At 72.1% G+C, this 12,454-nt stretch carries 9 protein-coding genes; 3 read left to right on the forward strand and 6 right to left on the reverse strand.

The genetic code is table 11. The features are described from left to right. Window positions 1-187 precede the first annotated feature (187 nt). From ACZ7KF_RS30475 to ACZ7KF_RS30490, 4 genes are read right to left on the reverse strand one after another with little or no spacing between them, the layout of a single operon-like run. Window positions 188-1,387, reverse strand: a complete 1,200-nt coding sequence (locus ACZ7KF_RS30475; protein ID WP_471081990.1) for a vWA domain-containing protein — start codon at window positions 1,385-1,387, stop codon at window positions 188-190. Window positions 1,388-1,398: 11 nt separating this feature from the next. After that, window positions 1,399-2,610 (reverse strand): AAA family ATPase, encoded by a 1,212-nt coding sequence (locus tag ACZ7KF_RS30480; RefSeq protein WP_471081993.1) that lies wholly within the window; start codon window positions 2,608-2,610, stop codon window positions 1,399-1,401. Beyond that, entirely contained in the window at window positions 2,607-4,418 is a 1,812-nt protein-coding gene (locus ACZ7KF_RS30485) for an ankyrin repeat domain-containing protein (protein WP_471081997.1), read from the reverse strand. Before ACZ7KF_RS30485 ends, ACZ7KF_RS30480 begins: the two co-directional genes overlap by 4 nt. Continuing rightward, entirely contained in the window at window positions 4,415-5,548 is a 1,134-nt protein-coding gene (locus ACZ7KF_RS30490; protein WP_471082000.1) for a leucine-rich repeat domain-containing protein, read from the reverse strand. The genes ACZ7KF_RS30485 and ACZ7KF_RS30490 overlap by 4 nt, the downstream gene beginning before the upstream one ends. 324 nt (window positions 5,549-5,872) lie before the next feature. On the opposite strand from ACZ7KF_RS30490, the gene ACZ7KF_RS30495 reads away from it, so the two are divergent. Both ACZ7KF_RS30495 and ACZ7KF_RS30500 read left to right on the forward strand, forming a co-directional pair. Then, window positions 5,873-8,128 carry a hypothetical protein gene (locus ACZ7KF_RS30495; protein WP_471082003.1) on the forward strand — a complete coding sequence of 752 codons (2,256 nt, stop codon included), beginning with the start codon at window positions 5,873-5,875 and terminating at the stop codon, window positions 8,126-8,128. Between the two features lie 181 nt (window positions 8,129-8,309). Beyond that, a complete protein-coding gene (locus tag ACZ7KF_RS30500) occupies window positions 8,310-8,831 on the forward strand; it encodes a hypothetical protein (RefSeq protein ID WP_471082005.1) in 522 nt (173 codons plus the stop codon). 1,113 nt (window positions 8,832-9,944) lie between these two features. Here the strand turns inward: ACZ7KF_RS30500 and ACZ7KF_RS30505 are convergent. Continuing rightward, complete coding sequence (locus ACZ7KF_RS30505; protein ID WP_471082312.1) at window positions 9,945-10,433, reverse strand: GNAT family N-acetyltransferase; 489 nt, start codon at window positions 10,431-10,433, stop codon at window positions 9,945-9,947. A gap of 320 nt (window positions 10,434-10,753) precedes the next feature. On the opposite strand from ACZ7KF_RS30505, the gene ACZ7KF_RS30510 reads away from it, so the two are divergent. Further along, window positions 10,754-11,623, forward strand: coding sequence for a calcium-binding protein (locus ACZ7KF_RS30510; protein WP_471082007.1), 870 nt, complete (start codon window positions 10,754-10,756; stop codon window positions 11,621-11,623). Between the two features lie 244 nt (window positions 11,624-11,867). Here ACZ7KF_RS30510 and ACZ7KF_RS30515 read toward each other — a convergent pair whose 3' ends face one another. Beyond that, window positions 11,868-12,323, reverse strand: a complete 456-nt coding sequence (locus tag ACZ7KF_RS30515) for a DUF6896 domain-containing protein (RefSeq protein WP_471082008.1) — start codon at window positions 12,321-12,323, stop codon at window positions 11,868-11,870. Window positions 12,324-12,454 lie beyond the last annotated feature (131 nt).

Raw genomic sequence — 12,454 nt, forward strand, 5'->3', positions numbered from 1 at the left:
GGAGGCAAGGGGAGCCTAACAAACGCCTGCCCGGGTGCCGTTCAGCGAAGACCTGGCAGGGCCCGGGTCACTGCCGCATCGCCCCGGTGGGCCTCGACTCCCTCCAGGAGCGCAACGGTGCCGTCCGGGGGACCCTGTGGACTCAACGCACGCTCGCGTCGCGGATTCCGGTTCCGCACGAAGCAGGTCACGTGATCGTGCCGGGGGGAATCCGCACCGTCTCCACCCAGCTCGGGGGCTGCGGAGGGGCGGAGCCGATCAGCGCCGCGATGAGGCGGCAGGGCGGGTTCTCGTCGGGCCAGGGGGTGAGTCCGTCCGTGAGGACGACGACGATGTTCGGGCGGTCGCGTGTCGCGAGCGCCGCCGCGATGCCGACGCGCATGTCCGTGCCGCCGCCACCGCCCAGGGTGATCTGCTCGGTGGTCGCCACCCGGGAGACGGCCCGCACGTCGGCGTCGCAGGCGAGCACGGTCACGCGATTGCCCCGTACACCCACCTCGCGCAGAACGCCCGTCACCTCCGCGAGCGCCACGGCCAGTTCGCCCTCCCCCATCGAACCGGAGGTGTCGATGACGACGGCCACCCGCGGCAGGGGGCGACGCAGGCTCGGCAGGACGACCCCGCGCAGCGCCGGGGTACGGCGCGAGGGCCGGCGGTAGGTGTAGTCGACGGCTCCGCCGGCCCACGCGGCGGCTTCCCGGACCGCGCCGGACAGTGCCCGCCGCCAGTCCACCGTGGGTTCCAGGACCTCCTCGGCCCAGCGCTGCCAGCCCGCGGGCAGGGTGCCACGGGTGCGCTGGTGGGCGCGCATCGCCTCGGCGGTCTGCCGTCGCAGCGCCTGCGCCTCGACCTCGCCGAGCCGCGCGGGGCCGGCGGACTCGGGGAGTTCCCAGGGCGCGGGACGGCCGTGGGCGCCCGATCCGCAGTCCGGCGTCCGCACCTGCGGTGGCAGCCGGTCGAGGTACACCTCGAACAGCTGGCCCTCGGGGAGACCGAAGAGGCGGGGTTCCATGCGCCCCTCGGGCAGGCGCAGGCCGTCGGCGAGGAGGTCGTCGTTGATCTCGCAGTCCTGCGCGACGTTGACGCGGTGCCGGTCGCGCTGGGCGGCGGCGGGGAGCCGGTCCGCCCGGCCGTGGTGGTCGCGCAGCAGGTGCGCCGCCTCGTGCACCCAGACGCCCGCGAGTTCGGGCACCGGCGTCGCGTCGACGAAGTCGGGGGACACATAGCAGCGCCAGTGCCGGTCCACCCCCATCGTCCGCAGCTCCGTGCTGGGGACGACGGTCAGGGCGTACAACGCCGACGCCAGATACGGCCGGTCGCTCGCCGCCCGGTAGCGGGCGGCGAGCAGTTTGGTCATGTCCAGGGCGCGGCGGGAACCGTCGGTCATCCCCGCACGCCTCACCGGCCGGCGCCGGGCAGCGCCCCGGACATCTGGAGCAGGTCCAGGAACCCGTCGATGCCGGGCGGCACGGGCCAGTCGAGGTGCCGCATCGCCGCGAGGTCGGTGGCCGCCCGGGCGGCCACGTCCGGCACGCCCGCGTCCACGGCCTTCGCCAGCACCGCCCAGCCGGCCTCCCACCGGGGCCGGGTGAGGTCGCTCTGGATGGCGGCGACCACCGCGATGAGGAAGGCCAGCTGCCGGTCGCCGCGGTCGGGCAGGGCGAAGGCGTCGGGATCGGCGAGGACACGGTCGGGGTCGGGCAGATCGAGGTGTTCGAGGTAGGACAGCAGCTCGATGCCCGCGCCGTCCCCGACGGCACCGGTGAGCGCGGCGGCCAGCGCCTCGCGGCCGACGCCGGCCGCGTACCCGGTGGCGAGCAGCCGGAGTGCCATCTCCCAGGTCCGGGGGGACGGCCAGGAGCGGCCCCGGCTCTCGGCGTCGCCGGGGATGTGGTGGACCAGGCCGGGCCGGGCGGTCAGGAAGCCGGAGATCGCGCCACGGGCCCGCGCGACCGCACCGGGCACCTTGCCGGCGTCGACGACGGGGACGGTCAGCTCCGGCCAGGTGCCGGCCATGCCGCGGGCCACCGTGCGGGGGTCGTGGGTCCATTCGAGGTGGACGAACCGGTTGGCGAGCGGCGGGCTGAGATGCCAGCCGTCCGCCGCGCTGGAGGGCGGGTTCGCGGCGGCGACGATCCGTACCGCCGCCGGCAGTACCAGGCTCCCGACGCGTCGTTCGAGGACCACCCGCAGCAGCGCCGCCTGGACGGCCGGGGGCGCGGAGGACAGTTCGTCGAAGAAGAGCAGGCCGTGTCCGGCCCGGGCGAGGCGGACGGCCCAGTCGGGCGGGGCCATCGGCACACCGGTCACGGCCGGGTCGTCCCCGACGACGGGCAGTCCGGCGAAGTCGGAGGGCTCGTGCACGCTGGCGATGACCGTCTCCAGCGGCAGGCCGAGCCCGGCGGCGAGTTGCTCCAGGACGGCCGACTTGCCGATTCCCGGTTCTCCCCAGAGCAGCACGGGCTGATTGGCCGTCACGGCGAGGGCGAGCGCCTCCGCCTGGGAGTTCGCGGCGGGCTCGGTCCGGAGCGTACGCAGCCTGCGGTTGAGGTCGTCCGCGGCCGCCAGCGGGCCGGACGCCACGGTGGGGGCGGTACGGTCGCTGCTCACAGGGCCGGCTCTTCCTCGTCGTCGGGGTCGTCGGGGTCGTCGGACTCGTCGGCGTAGTACTGCTCCTGGTCGTCCATCCATTCGTCCCACCACTCGGCGCCGACGCCCGGGTGCTCCGCCTGCACGCGGTGCCGCAGGAAGGCCAGGTCGGGCCGCTTGTAGCGACGCACCAGCTGGGCGAGCGACAGTTCGGACTGGTCGATCACGTCGAGTCGTGCTCCGGCGGCGAGGAGCGCCTCCACCAGCGCCTTCGAACCGAGGTCGTTGACCGCCGCGAACAGCGGGGTGCGCTCCCGCCGGTCGAGGGCCTCCAGGTCCAGTCCCTCCGCCAGCAGCCGAGGCAGCAGCCTCTCGTGGTCGAGGAGGTTCAGCACGTGCAGCAAGGTGCGCCCGTTGCCGTCCCGTACGCGCGGATCGACACCCGCGTCCAGGAGTTCCAGCACGCCGGGGGTGTCACCGTGCTGGGCACGCAGGAAGAGTTCGTTGCGTTGCGCCCGCAGTGCCTTCGGCAGACGGCCCTTCCCGGAGGTCCAGGTCTGTTCCACGGCGAAGCATCCGGCGACGGCTCCGCCGAAGGCGCGCATGGCGCGTTCGCGCTGCTGCTCCTCGTCGCTGTGCGGCATGCGCAGCAGGCCGCCGGGCCGGAAGGCCACCTCGTGCCATTCCCCACGGCACCTGACCCTTACGGGGGCGGGAGCTGTCGGTCCGGGCGGCCCGACCGGGCCTTCGGGGACCGTGAGAGCGGGGAACAGCGCCTCGCGGACCAGCGGATGCAGATGCTCCGCCGCGACGCCCTGGACGCGCATCAGGTCGAGGTCGGGCAGTCTGCGCCACAGGGCCTCGGCGAGGAGGGGTACGTCCTCGACGTCGTCCCGGTCGACGGCTCGCGCCCGCAGCCCGCGGGCGTCCACGGGCTCCAGCAGGAGGTGGGTCCGCCAGTGCCCGGCGACGAGGAACCGTTCGGCGCCTCCTTCGGCCATCTGCAGGCGGACCTCGGGCTCCAGGCGGGTGAGGTTGAGCGCGAGGCCGCCCAGAAGCGCCTCCGGGTCGGCTCGGTGCCAGCCCGAAGTCCGCGGTGGTGTGAGGTCCAGGTCGATGCCGGCGGCGGCGAAGGCGGCCTGGGTGTCGCCCTGTTGGTGCAGCAGTGTGACCCACTCGGTCCGTGCCGCCGGGTCGCCGTCGCCGGGATCGGCCGTCGGCAGTTCGTCCACGGCGCGCGGGACGGCGTCGGCGTGGAGGAACGGCGGCCTGTCGGCGCCACCGCCGCACCGTTCGCGCAGTTCGGCGGCGTGCCGTGCGTCCCACAGGTGCCGCGCGGATCGCCAGTCCTGGGTGCTCCGGCCGAAGACGCCCGCGGCCCGCTCGTCCCGGACGGTCCGGAAGCGCAGGGCGATCCGCTGCGGGCCGTCGCTCATGGCGGGCGTGGTGATGTGCAGATACGGGGTGACCCGGCGGCCTTCACCCGCCTGCTTCGGCCGGTAGCGCGCGAGGACGACCGTCGTGTCCGTGGCCAGGGTGGTCCGCCCGCCCAGCACGCGCGGCAGATGCCAGCGCAGCAGGTCGGGGGCGAAGTGGCGCAGGTCGTCCTCGAGGGCCGCGGCGACGTCGTCGCCGCAGTGGTCGGCGACATCGGCCAGGTCGAAGGCGACGTCGACGTTCGCCGCCGCGCAGGCACCCCGCCAGTCACCGGCCAGGCGGCGTTCGGTCGCGCGCTCGATCATCCAGCCGGGCACCGCGTACCGGCGGATCCGGCGGCGGCTCGCCGCCTCGTCCGGCGGGAAGCAGCGGAGTTCGCCTCGAGAGCTCACCGGTAGACGCTCCCTATCGCGCGCAGGTCGGGGTGCGACCTGCCGACAGGTCGCAGACGCCGGGTGAAGGACCGCTTCACCTTGCGGGGCAGCCCGGGTCCCAGACCGACGTACTCCAGGGGCGAGTCGTCGGGCACCGCGGCCAGCAGTGTCTTCGCGCCCCGGCCGGTCAGGCCGGTGTGGCACAGTTCCAGCCGGCGCAGCGGGCTGCCCGACAGGGCGGCGGCCAGCGCGTGGGCGCCTTCGTCGCCGGTGGTGTTGGCGGGGGCGCCGAGGCTGCGTTCCGAGGGCGGCCGGCCCAGGTCGAGTGCCTCGATCCCGTCGAGGGAGTCGGCGAGGGCCCTGGCGCCGAGGGGGCCGATGCCGTTGCCGCCCAGGCCGAGGCGGACCGGCCGGGCGGGGTCGGCCGCGGCGGCGAGGAGCGCGGCGCCCTCGTCGCCGAGGTGGTTGGCGGGGAGGTACAGCTCGCGCACGCCCGCCTCGCGGATCAGCGCCGTCAGGAGCGGTGCGGCGTCGGCGGTGAGGCCGTTGCCGCCGAGGAAGAGTCGCTCCACGGGGTCGGGCCGGCCGGTGAGGGCGTCGAGCAGGGCCCGCAGACCGTCGGTGGTCAGACCGGTGTTGACCAGGTCGAGGGTGCGCAAGGTGGTGTTGCGGCGGAGCATGCGGGCGAGCACCCGGGCGCCGTCGTCGCCCACCGGGTTGCGCTTGAGCCAGAGGGCGCGGACGGTGCCGTCCGTCGTCAGCGCGTCGGCGAGCGCGGCGGCGCCGTCGGGGCCGATGCGGTTGCAGCCGAGGTAGAGCGTGTGCAGGCCGTGGCCGTCGGCCAGCGCGTCGGCGATCGTGCGGGCTCCCTCGTCGCCGATGGCGTTGGTGCCGAGCAGGACGTGCGTGGCGTGCGGGGAGCCCGCGGCGACGGGCATCAGCCGGGCGGCGCCGCCCGCGCCGAGGCCCTGCTTGCACAGGTCGATGCGTCCGTCCGCGCGCACGGTGCCGAGCGGGAAGGTCTCGTCGGTCTCGACCGGCCGCGCGGACCGCAGTCGGGTGAGCAACGGTTCCAGACCGGCGGGATCGCTGAGCGGGATGTCCGGGTGCTCGATCGCGGGGCAGCGTACGGGTGTCGGCTGCGTCATCACCACTCCACCGGTCCATCGCCGGTGCCCGGCGCGCCGAGGGCGGCATCGCCCTCCGCCCGCCCAGGACGAACCGACGCCAATCGACTTTCCTCCACGACAAGGGTGGCAAGACCGGTCGGATTCGAACCGACGTCCTCCAGCTTGATGCTTGGGCGCGACGACCTCTGCGCTACAGCCTTGCCGCGAAGATCATAGCGGCTGCCGCCCGTGTGTTCGAGCGGCTGACTGCTTCCCGGAGCCGCAGTGCGCACCGCTCGGCACGCGGGGGTCGTCGGCCCGCTTCTCCGCAGGCCATGCATATGCCTCTGACATAATCCGCGCATGTCGAGCCGAGACACGATCCAGTACGCCTCCGACGCGGGCATGCTCATGATCCCGGGGGACCCGGCGAAGGACTTCTCCCCGGGGTTCGCCGTCTTCGACGACTCCGTGCCCGCCCTGCGCGCCTTCGTCCTCGGCCAGTTGCGGAAGGACAGCGTCAGGCCGGCACCGCGCAAGGCCGATTGCGACGCCGTCATACCGGTACGCGTGAATCTCGTCCCCCGGCCCGACAACGACTACGACGCGCGTGCCGTCTCGGTCGCCGCCCCGCCCGCCCACCACGGTTCCGTTCTCGACCGGCACATGGGCTACTTGTACAGCAGTGCGCTGCACGTCACGAGCGAGAGCATCCGCAGGCTCACCGACGAGACCGGGACGCCCGTCGGCTGTCATGGATGGATAGAGCTCCACGACCTCGAGAGCGACAGCCGTTTCGACGAGGAGGACGACGACGAGGACGGCACCGGCTGGGAGCCCAGCCGCGACGAGCCGGTGTCGTGGGCGGAGCAGAGGGCCTTCGGGTACGCGATCGGTTCCGTGCGGGTCCTGCTGCCCGAACGGCAGACCGTCCGCGCCCTCGTGGACGCATACCTGGAGGCCCACCGGCCGACAGCCGACCCGCACCCGGAGAAGGAGCCGGCCCCGACCGGTGTCGAGTCGGGCCTGCGCCGGGCGCTCGCCGAACGGCTCGCCATCCGGATGCGGACCGGACTGAGCCACCGCGCCGCCGGCGGGACCTGGGGCCGGGAGACCGAACGGGACCGCGCACGGCGGCGACGGGACGCCGAGGCGCTGCCGCTCCTGCGTGCCTGGGAGTCGTACCGGAACTCGGGGCACGGGGTCCGCGGCCTGCGCGCCGTCACCCGGTCCGTCTACCGGCACACCCGGATCCTCGTCCTGGACGCGTCCGGTGTGGAGATCGGGCAGTACCACCAGCCGGACGGCCCGCTCACCCTCGTCGACGAGCGGGTGCGCGCCGAGGCCCTCGACGCGCTGCGCGCGCACGGGGTGGACGTGGACGCACCCGAGCACCTGGCGGCCCTGGACGGCTTCCCGGACGCGGTGGTCGTGGTGGGCTCGGGCACCTGGTCGATCCGGCTCTCGAAGCCGGGGCTGTCACGGGACCGGCTCCCCGAAGCCGGATGGTTCGACCCGGACTCGGGCACGCTCACCGTGTACGCGGCACCGCTCGCCGAGCCGCTGACGGTGCTGCTGCGCCGGCACGGGGTACGGCCGCTGCTCGTGACCTGGGGCGCGCCGCGCGAGGAGGTGGAGCGGCACAACCTGCGCGCCGCGGTCGCGCCGGCCCGGGTCAGCCCGGTCAGCCGCGCCAGCCGGGTGACGACCGCCGTCCAGCGGCTGATCCCCGAGCCCCACCGCCGCTGGCTCGCCGCGAAGCCCGGGAGCGGGACGGCTCCGGCCGCGACGGCCGGAAGCCCGCTGCCGCCGCTCATCGACGACGCGGCGGAGAACCCGTACTACCGGCGAGCCCTGGAAGCGCTCTTCGGGGCCCCCGTGGACCTCGCGGAGCGCGGACCGTGCCGGCTCTGCGGTCGCTCCGCCCAGTCGGCACGCCGGGGGCTCTTCTACTGCCACGGCTGCTGCGCCCTCGCGCGAAACGGGACGCTCCGGGACACCGGTGAGGACGGCGCGTGGACGGAAGCCATCGTGTACGCGCTGCGCAGGCTCGCGGAGATCGAGTTCTCCGGGCCGCCGTCCCTCGCCCAACTGAACCGCCTCTGCGTCCCGTTCGAGAGCCCCGGCCTGGTCGACGAGGCGATGCTCTGCCGTTTCCTGGTGCCGCGCCCCGATTCCGCGCTGTTGAGTGCGCGGTCGGCTCGCCCGGCCCGCACCTGGACGGAGTGGCTGGCACACGCGGGTCTCCTCACGGACGGGGTCCGCGCGTCGATGGGTACGGTGACCACGGCCACGGACGGGCACCTGTGCCGCTCCCTGTTCGAACGGCACGTGGACGACTTCCTCCACCGCTGGGGCGTGGGCCACGAGCCGGAGCCCTCCTACCCGCGCCACCCGGAGCTCAACACGACCGGCCTGCGTGCCGACTGGCGCCTGGCGGACGGCACGTTCGTCGAAGCCCTGGGCCTCATGACGAAGGAGGCGTACGCGGCGAAGGTCGCGCGCAAGCGGGCACTGGCCCGCCACCACGGCCTGCGTCTCGTCACGGTCACGGCCGACGACCTGGACCGTCTCCCGGAGGTCTTCGCGGACTGGCTCCCGAGGGACTCGGCCGACTGAGACAGCGCCGCGGGATCCGTGTCCGGTGCGCCCCGGACGACCACCGCCCCCTCAGCGCACACGACTTGACGCTCGGGCCACGAAATGCACACGGATGGCCCAGGGCGTAGCGTGGATGACGAGGGGGCGTCGAGCGGCTGGGTCGCGATCTCGTGCACCCATTCTGACGGAGGGAATCGTCGTGAAGGCAGAAGGCATACGCCGCGGCGCATACGGTTCCGCGCTCTGGCGAGCGCTCGTGGTCCCCGCCGCAACCGTCGTGGCATTCCCCGCTCTGGCGACGTCCGCCCACGCCGCCGACCTGCGGACGGTCACCGGAAGCGCCGTCTTCCAGATCATGGATCACGAGAACATCGGCCGCAACGAGCGCTGCCGCAGTGACGTCCGGCTCACCCCGCGTGACATCGCGGTCGGCCGTCCCATGGACATCGCGGTCTCCGCCCGGTGCGGTGGAGAGATCAGGGTCGAAGTTCACTACACGCTCACTCACCAGCAGGGTGGCTTCATCAGGGTGACCGGCGGCTTGGTCAAGTTCTACGAGGGCACCAGTACGAATACGAACGACCTGGACGGCGCGTCAGCCTTCGCCAACATGTTCCTCTACCCGGGACAAACGGATTCCAGGAACGTACACGTGCAGAATGTGTCGGAAGGACAGCCCGACGACAAGGCCGATGTGACGCTCACCCTGCGCAACTCGTAGCGGCTGGGCGGACTGCCCAGGCGGCCATGTGGTCCCCGACAGCCGGGTCGCGGCCGCTGCGCCACGAGGTCCGGGCGGGCGGCGGCGACCAGGTGCAGCGCCACCGTGCCCACCGGGTACGGCCCGGTCGGCGCGGGCAGTGTCAGCCGTGCCGGAACGACCGTGGACGGCTTCCATCTGCCCCCGAGGCGGGCAGCGGAGCCACAGGGGGCCGGGGGGCGGTTCTCCGGACTCTCGGAGGTGTCTCGTTCGGGTGCCCGACGGAGGGCTTCCTTGGCTGTTTGTGTCGCGCAGTGCGCTCACCATGACGTTTCCCGACGGCAGCCCGGTCGCCGAGTTCATGCTGCGCATCCACGACGACGGCACCGCCGGCCGGCGCTGGCACGACGAGCCCTTCGGCACGGTGAACGAGTGACGCGCTGGGTTCGCTGCTTCTGGGACGAGGAAGCCGTCTGTTTCCACTTCGAGTTGGACAGCGATGGGTACGTGATTCGGCAAGTCGAGTTGCAGGAACCCGGGAGCACGGCATTGGCCGCTGCCTCGCCGGCCGAGTGCAAGAAGCCCGAAGGGACGGCCGGCTGGCTGAATACGAGAGTGTCCACGGCCTGACCACGGAGCCGCCCATCGCTGCGTGGGAAGGGCACGACCCGCAGTGGCTGTCGGCGGAAGAGTTCGACATCGTCTGGTCGACCGCCCGTCGGCAGCTCCAGGACCGACTGTGGCGACAACCGTCCTGAACGCATCCACGCAGTCGGAGCCTGGCCGGCCTCCTGGTCGATGAGGCGGCCGTAGAGGTTGTGGAGGGCCCGACCAGCGGTCGCGTCGTCCGCTGGTCTCTCGCCTTCCCAGACGGCCAAGTCGTGGCTCATGCCCGCGAGGATCTCACTTCACCCTGACAAGCAGCCGTGAGCGGCTGGAGCCGGCTGACGACAACCAAGGGCCACGCTGTCTTGACAGGCCATCTCATGTGGCGTGATCGATAACCGGTCGCGGTGGGGGTCGTCGAGCGGCTGGTGCCGGACGAGCTGTGGGAGTTGCAGGACGACACCCGGAGCCGATGACTGCATGACCTGCGGCGACGCGTTCACCAGGAGGTTCGTGAAGGTGACTGAGCTACGTGAGTTTCTTCCGCATCAACGTGCAGACAGTTTCGTAGCGGCGCAACGATCCGTCAGGGGCTTGCTCGTCCCACGAGTCCGGCTGACGGTCGTACGCGACATATCCCAGTCGTTCGTACAGTGCCCGTGCCCGGGAGTTGTCTTCCTCCACCGCCAGCTCGGCCTGCCGCAAACCGCGATTCCTGATCCGCAGTTCAGCCGCTTCGACAAGGAACGTGCCGATCCCGCACGACTGCAGTGCGGGGTGGACCGCCAGCTGCCACAGAGTGCCGACACCGTCCTTGACCTGGTAGTCGACCCCGCCCTTCGCCACAGGGATGTTGGTTGCGGGGCAGACCGCAAGGTAGTCGATCTCACCGATCCGCGCACGTTCCAACTGTCTGGCGACGCCGGCCAGGTGGTGGTCGGACCCTGCCCACCCGCACGATGCCAGGTCCGCATGCATTAAGTCCCGGACTGACAGCTTCAACACCATGTCGGTCATCTTCAGTACCTCCGGCGAGCCAGCTTCCACGCCGATCACACGGGGTGCAAAGCCGTTTTCTCGGCCCGCATCGTGGCTCACCGGTCACCACGATGGGCCGGCAGTGGCGCACCAACCCGATCTCCCGCTCGAGCTCCATCTCCTTCACCCACGCCCGCGGCTGCCGGTTCCTCTTCGTTGTTTTCTCGCGCGGACGGGGCAACGATCGGGCCGGTTCGGCAGTCGTAGGCAGTGACACCCATCGGTCTCCTGCGCTCGCCACCAACTGCACGCACGCGCGGCATGGTGGGCAGCAAGGCCGATCACCCCCGGGAGGATTCATGAGCCGCTTCGCCGCACCACCTAGCGACGGACAAAGCGGCGGGCGCGACACCGCCCCGCCCATCGCCGCCGCACGCGCCATACGGCGCAGGCCCGTCGGTCGCGCCGCAAGCCGCGGTGTCGTGGTGGGGGCCGTCGCCGTTCTGCTGGCGGGGGTCGGCGCCTCGGCCGATGCCGTGTCCGATACCGCGCCCAGCGATCCGGTGGTCGGCGGTGCCACCGTCAACTCCGGGCATGACGTCATCGTGGGTATCACGCACAACGTGCAGTTCCCGGTCACGATCACCGGAGCGGATGACTCCGGTCTGTCTTTCGCCGATGTGGACCTCAAGGGGCCGCACGGCGGTTTCTACACCACCGACGCGTTCTGCGAGACCACGACGGCATGCACGACGGTGTTCACCGTCAACGCCCACCCGGCTCCGGGCAGCGACGACCCGGTGGACCTGGCCAACGCCAACGCGGGAACATGGTCGGTCGACGCCTTGGTCGACGCCAGGGACGGCGATTCCGCTTTCGCCCCCGGCGTGGGATCGTTCGGCCTCAAGCGTGCCGCGCGGCTCACGGTCAACGCCGCACCGGAACCGGTGGCGAAGGGCGCTCGTATCACCATCACCGGCAAGCTCGCGCGGGCCAACTGGGACACCTACCGGTATGCGGGATACGCGGGCCAAGCCGTGAACCTGCAGTTCCGCCCGAAGGGCAGCAGCACCTACACCACGGTGGTCACGGTGAAGACCAGCGGCACCGGCACCCTTCGCACCACGGTCAAGGCAGTCGAGGACGGCTCCTGGCGATGGAGCTTCACCGGCACCACCACCACCGGCCCGGCCAAGGCTCCCGGCGACTACGTCGATGTGCGTCCCTGATCCGGCAAGCCACGCTGTCATCCGGCTGTCCGCGATCGAGTACGCTCGCGAGCACCCGCACGGTGGGGTGTTCCTCGTCAGCTCTACCGGGCCTGCACCCGTCGACCGTGCCGACCCCGGCTCGAAGCACCACCTTATCGTCGACCGTCACTGAACCCCGCTCGCCCCACCGTCACCGGCACCAACCGGCACGACCCGACACAACTCCTGGTCTGCCGGCCGCCATCCCACCGACTCGGGGACTTCAAGGACACCCCCGTCGCAAACGCCGACGTCCGTTCGCCGACCGGGGCCATGACGTCGTGGCTACGCCGTACCACCCCGGCCGCACCTCGGTCAGCAGCGGTTGCAGCGACTGCACTGCGGACCGCATGTCCTGATCCGTGACGTCAAGAGGCTCCGGCAGGCTCAGCCCGTACCCGCGCAGCCGCCAGAGGTCGAAGACTGCACTCCCGTCGGCTGCGAAGTCCACATCGACCACGGTGCCGTTGTCGCCGACGAAGCGGCACCCTGCCCCATGGACCTGGTAGAAGTAGGTGCCGACGTGATCACTTCGGCTGATCCGGCGCGAACGGGCCAGGCCGACGACGTCCACGAGCCGCTCAAGCGATGGGATCGCCACCCTCATGGCCTCGTCAACCGCGTTCAGAGCGCGGACGTAACCGAGTACGAGGTCTCGCGCAGCCTCAACCCGTTCCATACGGTGTCATCCCCCTGGGCCCGTGACGAGAGGGATTGTTCCATGGGGCCTCCAGCGTCTTCGCAGGACGGCATTCTGCGCCGCTGGTCGCCCCAGGACCCTGCGCGCCCGCACCCTGCCGAAGATCACGG

The organism is Streptomyces sp. NPDC038200, from assembly GCF_055600785.1.

Bases quoted from the DNA above. Each gene is read 5' to 3' on its own strand.
- ACZ7KF_RS30490 (WP_471082000.1), bottom strand. From the start codon at position 5,548: ATGACGCAGCCGACACCCGTACGCTGCCCCGCGATCGAGCACCCGGAC.
- ACZ7KF_RS30510 (WP_471082007.1), top strand. From the start codon at position 10,754: ATGAGCCGCTTCGCCGCACCACCTAGCGACGGACAAAGCGGCGGGCGC.
- ACZ7KF_RS30495 (WP_471082003.1), top strand. From the start codon at position 5,873: ATGTCGAGCCGAGACACGATCCAGTACGCCTCCGACGCGGGCATGCTC.
- ACZ7KF_RS30505 (WP_471082312.1), bottom strand. From the start codon at position 10,433: ATGACCGACATGGTGTTGAAGCTGTCAGTCCGGGACTTAATGCATGCG.
- ACZ7KF_RS30515 (WP_471082008.1), bottom strand. From the start codon at position 12,323: ATGGAACGGGTTGAGGCTGCGCGAGACCTCGTACTCGGTTACGTCCGC.
- ACZ7KF_RS30475 (WP_471081990.1), bottom strand. From the start codon at position 1,387: ATGACCGACGGTTCCCGCCGCGCCCTGGACATGACCAAACTGCTCGCC.